The sequence below is a fragment of the Rhodococcus sp. MEB041 genome (assembly GCF_030208955.1).
Classification (GTDB): domain Bacteria; phylum Actinomycetota; class Actinomycetes; order Mycobacteriales; family Mycobacteriaceae; genus Rhodococcoides.
Genome location: NZ_JARVSZ010000003.1, coordinates 297,274 through 316,385 on the forward strand (window position 1 = coordinate 297,274; position 19,112 = coordinate 316,385).

At 68.4% G+C, this 19,112-nt stretch carries 19 protein-coding genes; 12 read left to right on the forward strand and 7 right to left on the reverse strand.

Going from position 1 to position 19,112, the window contains the following annotated elements; genetic code table 11:
* Positions 1-58: 58 nt before the first annotated feature.
* The 4 genes from QRN16_RS11265 to QRN16_RS11280 are packed head-to-tail and all read left to right on the forward strand — an operon-like array spanning position 59 to position 4,357.
* Positions 59-1,018 (forward strand): carbohydrate ABC transporter permease, encoded by a 960-nt coding sequence (locus tag QRN16_RS11265; RefSeq protein ID WP_051613419.1) that lies wholly within the window; start codon positions 59-61, stop codon positions 1,016-1,018.
* Positions 1,015-1,908 (forward strand): carbohydrate ABC transporter permease, encoded by an 894-nt coding sequence (locus QRN16_RS11270; RefSeq protein ID WP_027506125.1) that lies wholly within the window; start codon positions 1,015-1,017, stop codon positions 1,906-1,908. Before QRN16_RS11265 ends, QRN16_RS11270 begins: the two co-directional genes overlap by 4 nt.
* Positions 1,909-1,933: 25 nt before the next feature.
* Entirely contained in the window at positions 1,934-3,256 is a 1,323-nt protein-coding gene (locus tag QRN16_RS11275) for an ABC transporter substrate-binding protein (RefSeq protein ID WP_027506126.1), read from the forward strand.
* Positions 3,257-3,274: 18 nt separating this feature from the next.
* Positions 3,275-4,357 (forward strand): ABC transporter ATP-binding protein, encoded by a 1,083-nt coding sequence (locus QRN16_RS11280; RefSeq protein ID WP_056441124.1) that lies wholly within the window; start codon positions 3,275-3,277, stop codon positions 4,355-4,357.
* 1 nt (position 4,358) lies between these two features.
* Here QRN16_RS11280 and QRN16_RS11285 read toward each other — a convergent pair whose 3' ends face one another.
* A complete protein-coding gene (locus QRN16_RS11285) occupies positions 4,359-6,332 on the reverse strand; it encodes a M13 family metallopeptidase (RefSeq protein ID WP_056441127.1) in 1,974 nt (657 codons plus the stop codon).
* Between the two features lie 106 nt (positions 6,333-6,438).
* Between QRN16_RS11285 and QRN16_RS11290 the strand changes: the two genes are divergently transcribed.
* Both QRN16_RS11290 and QRN16_RS11295 read left to right on the forward strand, forming a co-directional pair.
* Positions 6,439-7,827, forward strand: coding sequence for a maltokinase N-terminal cap-like domain-containing protein (locus QRN16_RS11290; protein ID WP_156380440.1), 1,389 nt, complete (start codon positions 6,439-6,441; stop codon positions 7,825-7,827).
* Entirely contained in the window at positions 7,824-8,591 is a 768-nt protein-coding gene (locus tag QRN16_RS11295) for a putative protein N(5)-glutamine methyltransferase (RefSeq protein WP_056441130.1), read from the forward strand. Before QRN16_RS11290 ends, QRN16_RS11295 begins: the two co-directional genes overlap by 4 nt.
* On the opposite strand, the gene QRN16_RS11300 is transcribed toward QRN16_RS11295, so the two are convergent.
* Entirely contained in the window at positions 8,582-9,511 is a 930-nt protein-coding gene (locus QRN16_RS11300; protein ID WP_285186699.1) for a pirin family protein, read from the reverse strand. The two genes, QRN16_RS11295 and QRN16_RS11300, sit on opposite strands and share 10 nt — an antisense overlap.
* Positions 9,512-9,556: 45 nt before the next feature.
* Entirely contained in the window at positions 9,557-10,267 is a 711-nt protein-coding gene (locus tag QRN16_RS11305) for a dienelactone hydrolase family protein (protein ID WP_027506133.1), read from the reverse strand.
* 89 nt (positions 10,268-10,356) lie between these two features.
* On the opposite strand from QRN16_RS11305, the gene QRN16_RS11310 reads away from it, so the two are divergent.
* Complete coding sequence (locus QRN16_RS11310; RefSeq protein ID WP_222632237.1) at positions 10,357-10,683, forward strand: hypothetical protein; 327 nt, start codon at positions 10,357-10,359, stop codon at positions 10,681-10,683.
* Here the strand turns inward: QRN16_RS11310 and QRN16_RS11315 are convergent.
* Complete coding sequence (locus QRN16_RS11315) at positions 10,666-11,487, reverse strand: UbiA family prenyltransferase (protein ID WP_285186704.1); 822 nt, start codon at positions 11,485-11,487, stop codon at positions 10,666-10,668. The genes QRN16_RS11310 and QRN16_RS11315 overlap by 18 nt on opposite strands.
* 15 nt (positions 11,488-11,502) lie before the next feature.
* Positions 11,503-12,900, reverse strand: coding sequence for an NAD(P)/FAD-dependent oxidoreductase (locus tag QRN16_RS11320; protein ID WP_285186706.1), 1,398 nt, complete (start codon positions 12,898-12,900; stop codon positions 11,503-11,505).
* 141 nt (positions 12,901-13,041) lie between these two features.
* Between QRN16_RS11320 and QRN16_RS11325 the strand changes: the two genes are divergently transcribed.
* Both QRN16_RS11325 and QRN16_RS11330 read left to right on the forward strand, forming a co-directional pair.
* Complete coding sequence (locus QRN16_RS11325) at positions 13,042-13,821, forward strand: lysophospholipid acyltransferase family protein (protein ID WP_285186708.1); 780 nt, start codon at positions 13,042-13,044, stop codon at positions 13,819-13,821.
* Between the two features lie 120 nt (positions 13,822-13,941).
* Positions 13,942-15,660, forward strand: a complete 1,719-nt coding sequence (locus QRN16_RS11330; protein WP_285186710.1) for a metallophosphoesterase family protein — start codon at positions 13,942-13,944, stop codon at positions 15,658-15,660.
* 25 nt (positions 15,661-15,685) lie between these two features.
* Here the strand turns inward: QRN16_RS11330 and QRN16_RS11335 are convergent, their stop codons facing one another.
* Positions 15,686-16,090, reverse strand: a complete 405-nt coding sequence (locus tag QRN16_RS11335) for a VOC family protein (RefSeq protein WP_285186712.1) — start codon at positions 16,088-16,090, stop codon at positions 15,686-15,688.
* A 104-nt stretch (positions 16,091-16,194) separates the two neighbouring features.
* Here QRN16_RS11335 and QRN16_RS11340 point away from each other — a divergent pair, with 104 nt between their 5' ends.
* The 3 genes from QRN16_RS11340 to QRN16_RS11350 are packed head-to-tail and all read left to right on the forward strand — an operon-like array spanning position 16,195 to position 17,811.
* The gene (locus tag QRN16_RS11340) at positions 16,195-16,953 is read left to right on the forward strand and encodes an SDR family oxidoreductase (protein ID WP_285186714.1); all 759 of its coding nucleotides are present in this window, start codon (positions 16,195-16,197) and stop codon (positions 16,951-16,953) included.
* 1 nt (position 16,954) lies between these two features.
* Complete coding sequence (locus QRN16_RS11345; RefSeq protein WP_056441151.1) at positions 16,955-17,446, forward strand: metallophosphoesterase family protein; 492 nt, start codon at positions 16,955-16,957, stop codon at positions 17,444-17,446.
* The gene (locus tag QRN16_RS11350) at positions 17,443-17,811 is read left to right on the forward strand and encodes an RNA-binding S4 domain-containing protein (RefSeq protein ID WP_027506141.1); all 369 of its coding nucleotides are present in this window, start codon (positions 17,443-17,445) and stop codon (positions 17,809-17,811) included. The genes QRN16_RS11345 and QRN16_RS11350 overlap by 4 nt, the downstream gene beginning before the upstream one ends.
* A 24-nt stretch (positions 17,812-17,835) precedes the next feature.
* Here QRN16_RS11350 and QRN16_RS11355 read toward each other — a convergent pair whose 3' ends face one another.
* Positions 17,836-18,993: an acyl-CoA dehydrogenase gene (locus tag QRN16_RS11355; protein ID WP_222646367.1), complete on the reverse strand. Its 1,158-nt coding sequence runs from the start codon at positions 18,991-18,993 to the stop codon at positions 17,836-17,838.
* Positions 18,994-19,112: the final 119 nt, after the last annotated feature.

Sequence of the window (19,112 nt, forward strand, 5' to 3'; positions counted from 1 at the left end):
GATACTGATCGGTCCATGTTCACCATTCGTTCGCTTTACCTACGCTAATGTCCCACCGGTGAGAGCAAGCCCGCCGCGATCGCGGCCGGTGGTCCAGCGCACCTTGCCGGAACTGCCACCCGCACAACGATCTTTCCTCCGTCGACCGTGGCGCGACTACGCGCTGTTCCTGGTGTTGGTCGGGCCGAACCTGGTTTTGCTGGGCGTGTTCACCTACCGGCCTCTGCTGGACAACATCAGGCTCTCGTTCTTCGACTGGAACATCTCGTCGCCGACGTCGACCTTCATCGGTCTCTCGAACTACCGCGAATGGTGGGGGCGCAGCGACACGTGGCAGATCGTGTCGAACACCGTCATCTTCACCATCGCGGCGGTGGCGGGCAGCATGCTCCTCGGACTCGTCCTGGCGATGCTCCTCGATCGCAAGCTGCGCGGCCGTAACATCGTCCGCTCGGCCGTCTTCGCTCCGTTCGTCATCTCCGGCGCGGCCATCGGTGTGGCGTTCCAGTTCGTGTTCGATCCGAACTTCGGCCTGATCCAGGACGTCATGCGGCGGTTCGGCTTCGAGGGAGTGCCGGACTTCTACCAGAGCCCCGGGTGGGCGCTGTTCATGATCACCGTGACGTACCTGTGGAAGAACCTGGGCTACGCCTTCGTCATCTATCTCGCAGCGCTGCAGGGTCTTCGGCAGGATCTGACCGAAGCCGCGCAGATCGACGGCGCGAGTCGGTGGACGACGTTCCGCAAGGTGACGCTCCCTCAGCTGCGTCCCACCACGTTCTTCCTGTCCATCACGGTCATGCTCAACTCGTTGCAGGTCTTCGACATCATCAACGTGATGACGCGAGGCGGTCCGCTGGGTACCGGCACCACCACGATGGTCTATCAGGTGTACGAGGAGTCCTTCAGGAACTTCCGGGCGGGCTACGGCGCGACCGTCGCCACGATCATGTTCCTGGTGCTGCTGATCATCACCGTCCTGCAGGTGCGAGTCATGGATCGAGGTGACGCGCGATGAGCGTGATCGACAGGGCACCGGCCGCCGCCACTGCCGACGATGCCCGCCCGGCGCGGGACGCCGCCCGGCGTCGTCGACTCTCCACACTCTTCGGCTACGCAGCGATGGTCGTGGTCATCGTCATCATCGGGTTGCCGCTGTTCTGGATCGTCGTCACCTCGTTCAAGGAGCGCGGTGACATCTACGTGCAGCCGTCGGTCTGGTGGCCCGCGGTGTTCCGCCCGGAGAACTACGACGAGGCGACGACCACCGTTCCGTTCTGGACGTTCCTGAAGAACTCCCTGATCATCACCAGCATCCTGGCCGTCGTGAAGTTCGCGCTGGGCGTGCTCAGCGCCTACGGCCTCGTCTTCCTGCGCTTTCCGGGCAAGACGATCGTCTTCCTCGTGATCATCGCCGCACTGATGGTGCCGAATCAGATCACGGTGATCTCCAACTACGCGCTGGTGGCGCAGTTGGGGTGGCGCAACACCTTCCAGGGCATCATCGTGCCGCTGGCGGGCGTGGCATTCGGAACGTTCCTCATGCGCAACCACTTCCTGTCGATACCGCAGGAGATCATCGAGGCCGCCCGCATGGACGCCGCCGGCCCGGTCCGCCTGCTGTTCCGGGTGGTCCTGCCGTTGTCGGGCCCGACCATGGTCGCGTTCGCCACCATCACCGTGGTGAACGAGTGGAACGAGTACCTCTGGCCGTTCCTGATGTCGGACGACTCGTCCGTCGCGCCGCTGCCGGTGGGCCTGACCCAGTTGCAGAACAACGACGGCGTCACCAACTGGGGGCCCGTCATGGCCGGCACCGTCCTGACGATGCTCCCCATTCTGATCGTCTTCCTGGCTCTCCAGCGTCACATGATCAAGGGCCTCACTTCCGGCGCCGTCAAGGGCTGACCAACCTATGAACAAGGAGCACATGATGCAGCCATTCTCTCGCCGCGGATTCCTCGGACTGTCCGGTGCCGTCGCCGCGGGCGCCGCTCTCACCGCCTGTGCCGGAACGAGTTCGACGAGCAGCTCGTCGTCGTCCGGTGGTGGCGATGCCAGTACGATCACGTTCTGGTCGTCCCACCCGGGCAGCTCGAAGGACATCGAGAACGAGCTCATCTCGCGCTTCCAGACCGCCAATCCCGACCTGACGGTGCAGATGGTCGACGGCGGCAAGAACTACGAGGAGATCGCGCAGAAGTTCAACGCGGCGCTGTCGGGCGGGTCGCTGCCGGACGTCGTGCTGCTCTCGGACGTGTGGTGGTTCAACTTCGCGTTGCTCGGCGCGATCTCGCCGCTGGACGACCTGTTCTCGCAGGCGGGCGTGAACACGAGCGACTACGTCGACTCGCTCGTCGCCGATTACAACTGGAACGACAAGACGTGGGCGCTGCCCTACGCCCGCTCGACCCCGCTGTTCTACTACAACCGCGAGGTGTGGACTGCTGCCGGACTCCCGGATCGCGGGCCTGCCACGTGGCAGGAGTTCGACCAGTGGGGCCCGGAGATCCAGCGCGCCATCGGATCCGGCAAGCTCGCGCACGGCTGGGGCAACGCGGAGGACTACCTGGGGTGGACCTTCGAGGGCCCGATCTGGACGTTCGGCGGCAGCTACTCCGACGAGTTCGATCTGAAGTTCACCGACGAGCGCACCATCGAGGCCGGCAACTTCCTCAAGGACATGATCCACACGAAGAAGTACGCGGCCGTGTCCAACGACATCGCCAACGACTTCTCCGCGGGCCTGCTCGGCTCGACCATCGCGTCGACCGGCGACCTGTCGGGCATCACGAAGAACGCGAAGTTCGACTTCGGCACGGCGTTTCTACCCGCCGAGGCGGGCACTCCCGGGTGCCCGACGGGTGGCGCCGGACTGGCCATCCCGGCGAACATCCCGGACGAGCGGAAGATCAACGCGCTCAAGTTCATCGAGTTCGTGACCAACACCGAGAACACGGCGTACTTCTCGCAGAACGTCGGCTACATGCCGGTGCGCAAGTCGTCCGCCACCGACGCCTCCGAGGTCGCGTTCCTCGAGCAGAACCCCCGCTCGCGGACCGCGGTGGACCAGCTCGCGCGGACCCGGTCGCAGGACTACGCCCGCGTGTTCGTGCCCGGCGGCGATCAGATCATCGGTGCGGGTCTCGAGCAGATCGCCCTGCAGAACGCCGACGTCGCGTCGACGTTCTCGGGTGTGCAGGATCAGTTGCAGCAGATCATCGATCGCCAGATCACTCCCAAGCTGCCCAAGTAGAAGCGGACCACCTCTGTCATGGCCTCGGTACATTTCGTGGAGACGACCCACCGCTACGCGGGAGCACCGACTCCCTCGGTGGACGCGCTCAGTCTGGACATCGCGGACGGCGAGTTCCTCGTGCTCGTCGGACCGTCGGGATGCGGCAAGTCGACGAGCCTGCGCATGCTCGCCGGGCTCGAGGCGATCGAGAGCGGGCGCATCGAGATCGGCGGCAAGGACGTCAGCGGGTTCGCACCCAAGGAACGTGACGTCGCGATGGTGTTCCAGAACTACGCGCTGTATCCGAACATGACGGTGGCGGAGAACATGGGATTCGCGCTGCGCAACGCGGGAATGTCGAAGGCGGACACGGCCGTCCGCGTCGAGGAGGCGGCTCGGATGCTCGAGCTCGAGCCCCTCCTCGGCCGGCGTCCGGGCAAGCTGTCCGGCGGCCAACGTCAGCGCGTGGCGATGGGGCGCGCGATCGTGCGTCGCCCCGAGGTGTTCTGCATGGACGAGCCGCTCTCCAACCTGGACGCGAAGCTCCGGGTGAGCACGAGGTCGCAGATCGCGTCGTTGCAGCGCCGGCTCGGCACGACGACGGTGTACGTGACACACGATCAGGTCGAGGCCATGACGATGGGGGACCGGGTCGCGGTGTTGAAGAGCGGACTCCTGCAGCAGGTCGCGAGTCCGCGTGAGCTGTACGCGAATCCGGTCAACGACTTCGTCGCGTCGTTCATCGGCTCGCCCGCGATGAATCTGCTCGAGACGGACGTGGTGGACGGCCACGCCGTCCTGGGTGGCGCGCGCATCCCGGTGCCCGCCGCACACAAGGGGAGGATCGTCGTCGGGGTCCGCCCCGAGTCGTGGGAACTGGTGGGCGAGTCCGACACCGAGGCGGTCGAGCTGACCACCGAGCTGGTCGAGGAACTGGGGGCGGAGTCGTTCGCCTACTCGGTCGGACCGGCGGACGCCGGCTGGACGGCCCGCGGTGGCCGCGTGGTGGTGCGGGTGGATCGTCGTGTCGTGGTCGGTGCGGGCGAGCGCCTGCGCGTCCGGCCGGACGCGGGTGAGGTGTACTTCTTCGATCCCGAGTCCGGCCTGCGCCTGCGCTAGATCACCAGATGCGGACGCGCTGCTGCGGATCGAGGTAGAGCGCGTCCTGCTCTGTCACCTCGAAGGCCTCGTGGAAGCTGTCGAGGTTGCGGACCACGCCGTTGCATCGGAACTCGGGCGGCGAGTGGGGATCGATGGACAGGCGGCGCAGCGCCTCCGCGTCCCGCGCCTTGGTGCGCCACACCTGCGCCCAACCGAAGAAGACACGTTGGAGCCCTGTCAGGCCGTCGATCTCCGGGGCCGCGGAGCCGTTCAGTGAGATCTTGTACGCCTCGACGGCGATCGACAGACCACCGAGGTCGCCGATGTTCTCGCCGATCGTGAACTTCCCGTTGACGTGGTGTCCGGGAAGGGCTTTCGGCTCGAACGAGTCGTACTGCTCGATCAGCGCGGTGGTGCGCTTGCCGAACTCGCTGCGATCACTGTCGGTCCACCAGTCGACGAGGTTGCCGTCACCGTCGTACTTGGCTCCCTGGTCGTCGAATCCGTGGCCGATCTCGTGTCCGATGACCGCACCGATTCCGCCGTAGTTCGCGGCGTCGTCGGCGTCCGGGTCGAAGAACGGGGGCTGCAGGATCGCGGCGGGGAACACGATCTCGTTCATGCCCGGGTTGTAGTAGGCGTTGACGGTCTGCGGGGTCATGAACCACTCGCCGCGGTCCACCGGACCACCGAGCTTGTCCAGATCGCGCTGGTACTCGGCCTCGTAGCCGCGGCGGTAGTTGCCCACCACGTCCGCCGGATCGATCAGCAGCGAGGAGTAGTCCCGCCAGGTGTCCGGGTAGCCGATCTTCGGGGTGAACTTGTCGAGCTTCGCCAGCGCGGCCGTCCGCGTCTCCGGGCTCATCCACTCGAGGTCGGAGATGTTGCGCCGGTACGCCTCGACGAGGTTGGCCACCAGTTCCTGCATGCGCGTCCGCGAATCGGCCGGGAAGTGCTTCTGTACGTACAGCTTTCCCACCGCCTCGCCCATCAGATCCTGTACGAGGGAGACGCCGCGCTTCCAGCGCTCGCGGTTGGTCTCGGTTCCCGTCAGCGTGCGGCCGTAGAAGGCGAAGTTCTCGTCGACGATCGCGGACGTCAGGTACGGCGCGCGGGAGTGGAGGATGCGCCAGGTGGCCCAGGCCTTCCAGTCGTCGAGGCTGCGCGTCGACCACAGCTCCGCGAACGTGGTGAGGAACTCGGGCTGGCGGACGACGATCTCGGCGAAGTGACGGTCCGCGTCGGCGCCGAGGCCCTCGATCCAGGCGCCCCACTCGAAGCCGGGCGCGTCCGCTCGCAGCGACGCGAGCGTCGTCAGGTTGTAGGAGAGATCGGCGTCGCGGCGCTTCACCACGTCCCAGTGGCCCGCCGCCAGGGCGGTCTCGAGATCGAGGACGCTCGCTGCGGAACGGGTCACGCCCGCGAGGGCGAACATGGCGCCGATGTGCTCGGCGTACTGCTCGCGAACCTGTGCGTGCTCGTCCTCCCGGTAGTACGACTCGTCGGGGAGGCCGAGGCCGGACTGCGAGAAGTGGACGAGGTAGCGGTCCGAGTTCTTCGAGTCGGTGTCGACGTAGTGCGCGACCGCGCCGCCGACACCGGTGCGCTGCAAAGTGCCGAGTACGCGGGCGAGCGCCTCGCTGTCGGTGGCGTCGGCCACCGCCGCGAGCTCGTCGGCGATCGGCGCGGTGCCGGCCGCCTCGATGGCGTCGGCGTCCAGGAAGCTGCTGTAGAGGTCACCGATCTTCGCGGCGTCCGAGCCGGGCGCCGGGCTGGAGTCCGCCGCGACCTGGATGATGTCGCGGACGTGCTCCTCGGCCCGGTCGTACAGTGTCCGGAACGCGCCGTCGACGGCGCGGTCGGCCGGGATGTCGTACTCGGCCAGCCAGCGGCCGTTGACGTGCTCGAAGAGATCGTCCTGCGCTCTGGTGGCGGCGTCGACGAACTTCAGGTCCAGGCCCGAGGGCCGTGCGAGTGATGCGTCCGAGGTCATGCCTCCATCCTGACAGGCCGGACGAGATGCGCGGGGTCGACGGGGCATTACGCTGGTCCGCGCAGGGTCACGTTGTCGACGAGAGAATTCGGGGTAACCGAGGCTCATGTCCACGGAACAGCACAGCATCGACGAGCCCGTCGCGCCGCCACCCCTCGACGAGGGCGCCCTCCTCGGCGCACTCGCCGCCTGGCTGCCGGAACAGCGGTGGTTCTCCGCCAAGGGTCACACCGTCACCGGAGTGCATCTGCTCACGCGGGAGACGCTGGCCACCACGTCCGAGCTCGTGGTCGAGCACGTACTCGTGCGGGTGGACCTCGAGGGCACCGAGCCCCAGATCTTCCAGGTGCCCCTCGGTGTCCGAGCCTCGGTGGACGAGGACCTCGACCCGTGGGTCGTCACTCGGGACGGCGGCGCGGTGGTGTTCGACGCCCTGCGTGATCCCGATGCCATCTCGGTCTACTCCGACCTCCTGGCCACCGGCGGGACCGGCGAGGTGCGCTTCCTGGCGATGCCGGGCAGCGACCTGCAGACCGGCCTGCGCGGAAAGGTGCTGGGCGCCGAACAGTCGAACACGTCGGTCATCCTGGGCGACCACCATCTGCTGAAGATCTTCCGGCGCGTCACGATCGGCATCAATCCCGACGTGGAGCTGCACCGGGCGTTGGGCCAGGCGGGGTGCGAGAACGTCGCGCCGCTGCGCGGATGGATGGAAGCGGACATCGACCACACCGAGACGACCCTCGCCATGGCGCAGGACTTCGTGGCGGGATCCACCGAGGGGTGGACCACCGCGCAGGCCAGCGTGCGGGACGTCCTGGCCAGCGGTGACGTGACGACGTCCGACTTCACGAGCGAGGCCCGCGAGCTGGGCCGCGCCGTCGCCTCCGTGCACGCCGATCTCGCGTCGGTGCTGGGCACGTCCCTGGCGCCGGCGGCCGGTACGGCGGCCGACATCTCCGCTCGCGTGGAGACGGCACTGCCGGTGATCGCCGACCTGGAGCAGTACCTCCCGCGCATCCGGGCCCTGATCGACCAGGCAGCGGGCACGGGCGGCATCGACACCCAGCGCATCCACGGCGACCTGCATCTGGGGCAGGTGCTCCGCACGTCGGAGCGGTGGGTCCTCATCGACTTCGAGGGCGAACCGTCGAAGACGTTCGAGGAGCGGCGCACTCCGGACAGCACGCTGCGCGACGTGGCAGGAATGATCCGCTCTTTCGACTACGCCGCCATGAGCCACGTCGTCGAGATCGAGGATCCGCAGGAACGGGCGCGACTCGAGCCCGTGGCGCGGGAGTGGGTGGAGCGCAACGTGTCCGCATTCTGCGACGGCTACACCGAGGTGGCGGGACACGACCCGCGCATCTCGTGGGCGCTGCTGCGAGCGTACGAGCTGGACAAGGCCGTGTACGAGGCCGTCTACGAGGCGCGCAACCGCCCGACCTGGCTCTCGATCCCCCTGCACGCCATCGAGCGGCTCGTCGCGGAGTGACCTCGCGGACGGTCGCCGTGCTGAGGGCGGCCGGATGCGTGTTCGCCGAGGACGAGGCAGCTCTGCTGATCGGCGAGGCTCCGGACGAGAGCACGCTGGCCGACTGGATCGAGCGCCGTGTCGCCGGGGAGCCGCTCGAGTACATCGTGGGGTGGGCGCAGTTCCACGGGGGCCGCGTGCTCGTCGAGCCCGGCGTCTTCGTGCCGCGCCGACGGACCGAGGCCATGGTGGACGCGGCGCTCGGCCGACTCGGCGGCGGCGTGCTGCTCGATCTGTGCTGCGGCTCGGGTGCCGTGGCCGCCGCGGTGGTGCGCTCGGCGCCGGGGTCCACGGTGTACGCCTCCGACATCGACCCGGTGGCGGTGGCGTGCGCTCGTCGAAACCTGCCGGGCTGCACGGTCTTCGAGAGCGACACCTTCGCCGCGATACCGACGCACCTGCGCCACGGGATCGCCGTCGTCACCGCCAACACGCCGTACGTTCCCTCGTCGGCCATCGAGACCATGCCGCCCGAGGCGCGGGATCACGAACCCCGCGTCACCCTCGACGGTGGACCGGACGGACTGGACGTCCAGCGCCGCGTGGCCGCACAGGCACGCGACTGGCTGGCACCCGGCGGATCACTGATCGTGGAGGCGTCCGCGGCCCAGGCCGACACGGTGCGACAGATCTTCGCTGCCGCCGGTCTGGAGCCGACGGTGGTACACGACGAGGACCGGGACGCCACCATGGTGATCGGGCGAGGGACGCTCGATCAGGGCTGACCGAACCGCCCGGACTGGAAGTCCTCGAACGCCTGGAGCACCTCGGCCTTGGTGTTCATGACGAACGGCCCGGCCATCGCGACGGGCTCGCGGATCGGCTCGCCTCCGAGAACGAACATCTCCATCGACTCGGTGCCCTCGGCGGCGGCGAAGGTCAAGGTGTCGCCCGAGCCGTAGACCGTGGTCTGACCTGTGCGTACGGGCCGCCGCTCGGTGCCGACGGTGCCGGATCCGCCCAGCACGTAGGCGATGGCGTTGTAGCGCGCGTTCCAGGGCAGGGTCACCGAGGCACCCGGGGCGACGGTGACATGGGACAGCGTGATCGGCGTGTAGGTCGATCCCGGTCCCTCGTGGCCGTCCATCTCGCCGGCGATGACGCGCACCAGCGCGCCGCCGTCCTGGCTCGAGAGGAGAGCGACCTCGCGGCCGGTGATGTCCTGGTACCGCGGCGCCGCCATCTTGTTGCTGCGCGGGAGGTTGACCCACAGCTGCACGCCGTGGAACAGCCCGCCCGAGACGACGAGGTGCTCCGGCGGGGCCTCGATGTGCAGGATGCCGCTGCCCGCGGTCATCCACTGGGTGTCGCCGCCGGTGATAGAACCGCCACCGCCGTGCGAGTCCTGGTGATCCATGATCCCGTCGATCATGTAGGTGACCGTCTCGAAGCCGCGGTGCGGGTGCCACGGTGTGCCCTTGGGCTCGCCCGGCGCGTAGTTCACCTCGCCCATCTGGTCCATGTGGATGAAGGGGTCGAGGTACTTCATGTCGACGCCCGCGAAGGCACGTCGGACCGGGAACCCCTCGCCCTCGTAGCCGGTGGGGGCGGTGGTGACGGCGCGGACCGGACGGTTCACCGAGCCGGGCTGCGGCGTGGAGATGCGGGGGAGCGCGAGAACGTTGTCGACGGTCACTGCGGGCATGTCGGCCTCCTGGGATAAAGTTGACGAATCAACTACTTGCCCGGCTCAACCGCGAGGGGCCCGTCCTTGTTCCCCGGCCGGATCCACGTGCAGATCGAACCAGTCGAGGGTGCGCGACCACGCGTCGTACGCAGCCCGTTCGTTGTAGACGGCGGGTCGATCGTTGCAGTGGAAGCCGTGCTCGGCGTCGGGATAGCGGGCGATGCGAGTGTCCACCTGCGCGTCGGTGACGGCAGCGTTCAGCGCATCGACATCGTCGACCGGGATCCCGGTGTCGAGGTCGCCGAAGAACCCGTGCCACGGCGTTCGCAGTGCCGTGGCGCCGTCGAGCAGCGGCGGGTAACCGAAGCGACCCTCGCGGATGCCGCCGCCGTAGAACGTGGCCGCGGCACCGAGTGGACGCCGCACCGCCGTCTCGAAGGCGACGGTGCCGCCCATGCAGAACCCGACGATCGCGCACCCGCTCGGTCCGTAGCCGTACCCGGCCAACTCGTCGAACGCGGCATCGACGTCCTGGTCGATCTCCTCGGCCTTCAGTGCTCCGATGAGGTCCATCGCGGTGCTCATGTCGTCGTACGACACCACCGGATCACCGGCCCGGTGGAAGAGATGCGGGGCCACCGCGATCCATCCTGCCGAGGCGAAGCGGCCGCAGACCTCCGCGATGTGGTCGGTCACGCCGAACGCCTCCTGGACGACGACGACACCGCCTCGTATCGGACCTTCCGGGACGCGTGTGGTGAAAGTGATGGCCATCCCACCATCAGATCACGAGAATCTCGGTGTTCCATGTGTGAACTGTGTGAAACGGGGAAACCGCACCGAGGAAACAGCAGGAGGCTGCCATGACATCGACCCTGAACAATCCCGGCGCAGCGACGCCGCAGGAGCCGACCGGGCCGCCGCCGACGTTCGAGGTCGGTGCGCGGGTACGTACCCGGCACTCGATCGACCGCGACTCGGATCCGACGACGTGGCCTCTCGAGACGGGATCGATCGTCGAGGACTTCGCCGACTTCGTGGACTCGTCGTCCGTGGGTCGGGACTGGGCCGTGGCGCACCGGTGGGCGGTGGCCCTGGACAACGGGTGCCTGGTGTTCCGCGACACCGACGACCTCGAGGCCGCCGGCGACCTGACCCCTGCCGCCGAGACGTCAGCGCGGAAGCAGTAGCACCAGCACTGTCACGCCGGCGATGACGATGGCCGCGCGGAACGGTGTCCGCCCGCTGCTCGTCGACGCGATCCATGCGGCGACGACCACGACGGCCAAAGCGGCTCCGCCCGCTGCGGTCGACACCCCGGTGCGCCCGAGAGCCCCGCTCCCCACGACCCCCACGATCGATGCGGTGACGAGCACCCCCGCGGCGAGTGGAGCGACCACGCGAGCAGGGAGTCGGTGTGCCAGCCCGCGGACTCCCGTCGCCGTGTCGTCGGCGATGTCGGGCAGCACGTTGACCAGGTGGGCGCCGAAGCCGAGCAGCGCCCCTACCGTGATCATCCACCACGGCGGCATCGCGTCGACCACGGTGAGCGAGACGACCACGGGCGCCGATCCGAACGCGACGGTGTACGGCAGCCACGACACGACGGTGGATTTCAGACCGAGGTTGTAGGCGAGGGCCGACCCGACTCCCAGCACGAGGTGCACCGCACCCGGAACGACGCCGCACAGCATGGAGAACACCACGCAGACCACCGCCGCGACTGCGACGCTCACCCGCACGGTGGCGGGGTCGAGGCGGCCGACGGCGAGCGGTTTGTCCGTGCGGCCGACCGCGGTGTCCCGCGGGGCGTCGATCAGATCGTTGGTCCAGCCCACGATCAGCTGCCCGCTCAGCACCGCCACGACCACGACGACGAGGAGCCCCGCCGAGGGTGGGCCGATGCTGACCGACAGCAGTGCGACGAACGTCGTGACCGCGGCGGCGGGGCCGGGGTGGGAGGCGACGAGGAGAGCGGAGAGTCGACTGCCCATGTACCGGAACAGTACTCAGCTGGCGCGAGCGTCCTCGCGTGCCGCGGCTCCCGCGTCCCGCTCCCGGCGGGCGTCCTCGAGCACGACGAGCCTGCCGAGTGCCGTGCGCGCGTGCATCTGCTGCTGCGTGACGGTCAGCTGGGTGCGCGCTCGGCCGAGGAACGTCCACGTCCAGTTGAAGACGGTGGTGAGTCGGCTCTTGAATCCGACGATGTAGACGAGGTGCACCGCGAGCCACATCAGCCATGCCAGGAAGCCGGTGATCTTGACGGGTCCCACCTGCGCCACGGCCGAGAACCGCGTCACGGTCGCCATGCTGCCCTTGTCCCGGTAGCGGAACGGGGTGCGCTCGGAGCGCGGTGTGTCGGTGGCAGCGGCGCGGACGTCGGCAGTGATGCACCGCGCGGCGTAGCGGCCGCCCTGGATCGCCACCTGGGCGACGCCGGGGAGCTTGTCGCGCGCCATCATGTCGCCGACCACGAAGACCTCGGGGTGGCCCGGCAGTGTCAGATCGGCCTCGACGAGCACGCGGCCCGCGCGGTCGACCTCGGCCCCGGACTTCGCCGCGAGCTGTGCCGCGAGCGGGCTCGCGGAGACACCGGCCGACCAGACCTTGCAGGATGACTCGATGCGGCGCTCGGTGCCGTCGCTGTCGCGGACAGATAATCCGTCGGCGTCGACGTCGGTGACCGCGGCGCCCAGCTCGACCTCGACGCCGACCTTCTCGAGACGTCGTCGAGCATTCTCGCCCAGCGAGTCGGCGAAGGGCGGCAACACCTTCGGGGCCGCGTCGAGCAGAATCACGCGGGCGTCGCGGCTGTCGATCGTGCGGAACGTTCCGGCGAGGGTGCGGCGCGAGAGCTCGGCGATCTGGCCCGCCATCTCGACACCCGTGGGGCCGGCGCCGACGACGACGAACGTGAGCAGCCGTGCGCGCTCGACGGGGTCGGTGGTGAGTTCGGCGGCGTCGAACGCGTTCATGATGCGCCCGCGCAGCTCGAGGGCGTCGTCGAGCGTCTTCATGCCGGGGGCGAACTCGGCGAAGTGATCGTTGCCGAAGTAGGACTGGCCGGCGCCCGCGGCGACGACGAGGCTGTCGTACGGAGTGACGGTGACGCGGCCACGGCTGACCGAGACGACGGTGCGCGCCTCGAGGTCCACCTCCGTGACGTCGCCGAGCACGACGGCGGCATTCGCCTGGTTCTTGAGGATGAGACGGGTGGAGGGCGCGATCTCGCCCTCGGAGAGGATCCCGGTGGCCACCTGGTAGAGCAACGGCTGGAAGAGGTGGTGCGCGGTGCGCGCCACGATCGTCACGTCGACGTCGCTGCGGCGCAGGGCCTTGGTCGCGAACAGGCCGCCGAATCCGGAGCCGACGACGACGACGCGGTGCGGGGCTGTGGTGGTGGTCACGGTGCCCGTTCCTCTCACTTCACGTGGCCGACCTGCGGGTCCGCCTCCGACGGGGTTTCCGTCTGTGACCCAGACCATACACGGCGCGCTCGATTTGTCAGAACAAATAGGTGGAACAGGGCGAACGCCTACGATTCGAGCATGGATCGCCCCGTGGTCGCCCTCGAGAACGCCGACGCCGTGTACGAGTACTACCGGGAGCATCAGCAGAATCGACGCGTCACGCGGCTCGCCTACGGGGCTCTCGCCGGACGGTTCCGACCCCGCGTCCGGTACGGCGACGGTGCTCGCGAACGCCTCCGCTCCCTCATCTACGACGACACGCGGTTCATCCTGGCCGTGAACCACGTCAGCGAGACCGACCCGTACACGGTCGCCGCCGCCGCGTGGTCCAGCGCGCTGCGACCCGTCATCGGCCGCACCCGCGTCCTGGCCAAGGACGAGCTGTTCGTCGAGACCGAACCGAACCGCCCGCGGACCCGCCGCATCGCCGAGCGGACGTCGCAACGACGTCGCATCGAGATGATGGGCGGCATCCCGGTGTTCCGCAGCCGCGACCACGGTCTGCGCGCCGTGTCTCGGGCCGGCAATCTCATGATGGACGTGTGTGCCGAAAGGCTTTCTCGTGGTGACGATCTCGCGATCTTCCCGGAGGGCACGTGCAACGACGGTGATCCGACGGTGCTCCAGCACGTCGGGAGCGGGATCGGGCACATCGTCGCGCGCGCACGGACTCGCGGCGTCGAACCGAGGCTCGTGGTGATGGGGCTGCACTACGGACCGCCGCCCGGCAGGTACCGCTCGGCGAGCGTGCACATCGACGTGCCGGACATCGTGCTCCCCGACAAGCCGGTCTCCATCGCGCGCACCGTCGCCGAGTACCTTCAGGTGGCCGTGGAGTTGTCGGTCCGCCAGTACTGACTGGTGGTTTTGTCCGGTCAGACCGAAATGTCATGTGCTGCATCGTTGTTCACATTCGGTTCGGCTCCTGCTCGCCTGCCGTGCGCCTGACGTCGAGGTGACGGGAGCAGCGTCGTCTCCATGGTGGAGAACGCACTGAATCCGGCCGGGGAGATCGTCGACACAGGAGTCCCCGCCCACATCGCGGCGAACGCTTCCATCGCCGAGCAGCACGACTGGCACCTGAGCAATCTCCGTCGCCATCGGGTGTCCCGTCGCAACTTCCTCGTGGGTGCTGCCGCCGTCGCCGCGGCGGCCGGGGTGGGAAACCCCGGTTGGAATCGCGTCGCCTACGCGCAGGACGCGCCGCTGACCGTCGGAGGACGGCATCTCTCCTTCGGCTCCGACGCCGCGACGCAGCTCCGGTTCTCGGCGCAGCTCTCCCGCAATCCCGGACTCACCGGGGTGTTTCTCGACCACGGTCCGACCCCGGCACTGGGCGCCACGACGTCGGCCGAGGTGCGCAACCTGGTGAGCCAGGTACCGCGGTCCGACGGCGGCATCCTGGCGGCCGAGCAGTTCTACGTGCACGTTCCGGTGGACGGGCTCACTCCGCGTCTTCCGCACTACTACCGGTGGCGCACCGCCGACGGCTACGTCAGCGATGTCCGCAGTGCCGCACCGGCTCTGCCGCCGGGCCGGCTCGCGCCGTTCCGGTTCACGATGATGGGAGATCAAGGCGTCGACGAGACGCCGACCCAGCCTCCCGGCCTGAAGCCCGGTGACTACGACGATCTGTACTACAAGCCCGACAACGAGCCGTCGGCCAAGCACGCGGCCAACATCGTGCGCCAGATCGCCGACTCGCGGCCCGACTTCCACATCCTCGCGGGCGACATCGCGTACGCGGACCCGTCGGGACAGGGCCGCACTCCTCGCTTCGTACCCAGTGGCGGCACCGTCGACAAGGCCTTCGACAAGTTCAACCCGTACGTCTGGGACGGCTACCTCGCGGCGATCGAGCAGAGCGCGGCGTCGACGCCCTGGCTCTTCGCGACCGGAAATCACGACATGGAGGCGCTGTACGGGCCGAACGGATACGGCGGCCACGCAGCACGATTGGACCAGCCGGACAACGGCCCCGCCGGGTGCCCGTCGGTCTACTCGTTCGTCCACGGCAACGTCGCCGTGCTCTCGCTCGACGCCAACGACGTCTCGAACGAGATCCGCGCGAACACGGGCTACAGCGGCGGACGTCAGACGGGATGGGTGGAGTCGACCCTGGCGCGCTACCGGGCCGATCCGGCCGTCGACTTCATCGTCTGCTTCTTCCACCACTGCGCGTACTCGACGACGAAGGACCACGCGAGCGACGGCGGCGTCCGCAGTGCGTGGGCGGGGCTCTTCGACCGGTACCACGTCGATGTGGTGCTGCAGGCGCACAACCACGTGTTCGAGCGGTCCGATCCGATCCGCGGCGGCTCGCCGACCCGCGTCGCCGGTGACCGGTCGGAGGTCACCTCGGTCTCGGACGGCACCGTCTACTACACGGTGGGCGGCGGTGGGCGCCCGCGTTACGGGTTCCAGGACGGCGAACCCGAGAGCTACCGCGGCAACGAGGTGGCCGACACGTCGGTGCCGAACAGCTACGTCGTCGCCGCGGACGGTTCGAAGGTGCCCGAGTCGCTCACCTGGTCACGGGTGCGATTCCGCAACTACTCGTTCGTCCGCGCGGACGTGACGCCCGGGATCCCCGGCATCACACCGAGTCGGATGCGCATCGCCGCGGTCGACGAGTACGGGCGGGAGTTCGACGAGGTCACCTTCCGTCGCGACCTGCCGCTCGCGTTCGGCAGCTAGCTGCCGGCCATGTGACCGTCGGCAGCTAGCTGCCGGCGATGTTCACCATCCAGCCGATCCCGAACCGGTCGGTGAGTATCCCGAAGGTGTCGCCCCACGGGGCCGTCTCGAGCGGGACGCCGAGGGTGCCGCCCGCGGCGAGCGCGTCCCAGTAGCCGCGCAGTTCTGGCTCGTCGTCGCCGCTCAGGGACACCGTGCCGTTGGTGCTCACCTCCACCGACGACGGAGTGTCGGCGCCCATCAGCGTGAAGCCGCTCAGGGTGTCGAGCTGACCGTGCATGACGTTGCCCGACTCGGACTCCTCGACAGGCATGCCCGAGTCACCGAACGTCGACAGCGTGAGTTCTCCGCCGAACACGGTGCGATAGAACTCCATCGCCTCCCGCGCCGTGTCCCGGAACGACAGGTACGGATTCAGTCGGGTCGTCATGGTGAGCCTCTTTCTCGAGCAGGGGTGGTCCGCCGACTCCTGTGACTTGATAGAAAGAGTGGGAGCCGCGGGGTTTCGGGGCCGAGATGAGAAAGAGGGTAGTCGTGAGCGAGCAGGTCAGGACAGCAATCGTCACGGGAAGCGCGCGAGGAATCGGTGCCGCCGTCGCCCGACGTCTCGCCGCGGACGGCTTCGGTGTCGCCGTCGTCGATCTCGACGAGGCGGCGTGTGCCGGCACGGTGGACGCGATCACCGCAGCCGGTGGTCAGGCCATCGCCGTCGGCGCGAACGTCGCGGACGAGCAGTCGGTCGTCTCTGCGGTCGAGCGCATCGCCACCGACTTCGGGGCGCCCACGGTGCTGGTGAACAACGCCGGCATCCTGCGCGACAATCTTCTCTTCAAGATGTCGGTCGACGACTGGGACGCCGTGCTCGGCGTGCATCTGCGCGGATCGTTCCTCATGTCCCGCGAGGTGCAGAAGCATCAGGTCGAGGCCAAGTGGGGACGCATCGTCAACCTGTCGTCCACCTCGGCGCTGGGCAACCGCGGTCAGGCCAACTACGCGGCCGCCAAGGCCGGCATGCAGGGCTTCACCAAGACCCTCGCCATCGAGCTGGGCCGCTACAACGTCACCGTCAACGCGATCGCACCCGGCTTCGTCGAGACGGAGATGACGGCGGCGACGGCCGAGCGCGTCGGCGTGCCGTTCGAGGACTTCAAGAAGGGTGCCGCGTCGCAGATCCCGGTCAACCGCATCGGTCAGCCCGAGGACATCGCCCACACGGCATCCTTCTTCTGCAGTGAGGGTGCAGGATTCGTGTCCGGCCAGGTCGTGTACGTCGCGGGCGGGCCGAAAGACTGACGTGAAGTTGCTGCTGCTCGCCGACACCCACGTCCCCACCCGCGCGCGGGATCTGCCCGCCGCGGTGTGGGACGCGGTGGACGCGGCCGACCTGGTGGTGCACGCGGGTGACTGGATGGCGCCGTCGTTGCTGGACGCGCTCGAGGAACGGTCGACCGATCTGCTCGCCTGCTGGGGCAACAACGACGGTGACGATCTCCGTGCGCGGTTGCCGGAGGTCGCACGGCGGACGGTCGAGGGCGTACGCATGGTGGTGACGCACGAGACCGGGGCGAAGGGGGGACGGGAGAAGCGGATGGACGCGCAGTTCCCGGACACCGACCTGCTCGTGTTCGGGCACAGCCACATTCCGTGGGACACGCTGTCCGACAACGGGATGCGCCTGCTCAACCCGGGTTCGCCGACCGACCGTCGGCGGCAACCGCACTGCACCTACATGACGCTGACCCTGAGCGGCGGTGCCGTCTCGGACGTCGTGGTGCACGAGCTGTGACGCGCATCGACGCCTGGACGTGGTCGGTGCGGCTGTTCAAGACGCGCTCCGCCGCCGCGTCGGCGTGCCGCGGCGGACACGTGAAGATCAACGGCAGCGCCGCCAAGCCGGCGCAGCACGTAGTGCCCGGTGACGAGGTACGCATCCGCGCAGGGGGATTCGAGAAGATCGTCGAGGTCACTCAGCTCGTGAACAAGCGAGTGGGAGCCCCGGCCGCGGTGGCGTGCTACATCGACCGGAGCCCGCCCCCACCGCCACGGGAACTGTTCGCCGCGGTGCCCGTTCGCGATCGCGGAGCCGGGAGGCCGACGAAGCGGGACCGGCGCGAGATCGACCGGTTGCGGGCGGCACCGCCGAGCGAGTGACGCACGGCGGTCCCGCCACCGGCGTCAGCGCAGCAGTGCGCGCGACATGACGACGCGCTGAATCTGGTTGGTGCCCTCGTAGATCTGCGTGATCTTGGCGTCACGCATCATGCGCTCGACAGGGAAGTCGCGCGTGTAGCCGGCGCCACCGAAGAGCTGCACCGCGTCGGTGGTCACCTTCATGGCGACGTCCGAGGCGAAGCACTTGGAGGCGGCGGAGATGAAGCCGAGGTTCTTCTCGCCGCGCTCGGCGCGAGCGGCTGCCGAGTACACCATGAGGCGGGCCGCCTCGATCTCCATCGCCATGTCGGCGAGCATGAACTCGACGCCCTGGAACGTGCTGATGGCCTTGCCGAACTGCTTGCGGTCCTTGGTGTACGCGATGGCCGCGTCGAGAGCGCCCTGCGCGATGCCGACGGCCTGCGCGCCGATGGTGGGACGGGTGTGGTCGAGCGTCGCGAGTGCCGTCTTGAAGCCGGTGCCGGGCTCACCGATGATGCGGTCTCCGGGGATGCGGCAGTTCTCGAAGTACAGCTCGCGGGTGGGGCTGCCCTTGATGCCGAGCTTGCGCTCCTTCTCGCCGACAGAGAAGCCCTCGTCGTCCTTGTGCACCATGAACGCCGAGATGCCGTTGGCCTTCTTCTCGGGATCGGTGACGGCCATGACGGTGTACCAGGTCGACTTGCCGGCGTTGGTGATCCACGCCTTCGAGCCGTTCAGGATCCAGTCGTCGCCGTCCGCCTTGGCGCGGGTCTTCATGCCGGCGGCGTCGGAGCCCGCCTCACGCTCGGACAGTCCGTAGGAGGCCATCTCGCCCTCGGCGATGGAGGGCAGCACCTTCTGCTTGAGGTCCTCGTTGCCGCTGAGGATGAGGCCCATGGTGCCGAGCTTGTTCACGGCGGGGATCAGGGAGGAGGAACCGCACACGCGGGCGACCTCCTCGATCACCATGCAGGCCGCGACGGAGTCGGCGCCCTGGCCGCCGTACTCCTCGGGAATGTGCACCGCGTTGAAGCCGGAGGCGTTGAGAGCCTTCAAGGCCTCGTCGGGGAAGCGCTCCTGCTCGTCGACCTCGGTGGCGTACGGCGCGATCTCCTTCTCGGAGAGTGCGCGGATGGCCTCGCGGAGCTCGTTGTGCTCGTCGGCGAGCTGGAAGAGGTCGAAGCTGGGGTTGCCGGCCATGGGATGTCCGTTCGTCGTGGTGAGAGGGTCGTGGCACTCGGTGTCACGGAATGTGGCCAGCGTACCGGACCGACCGGCCGGTGACCATGGCTGCGTGGCACTTGGTGTCACTGGTCACG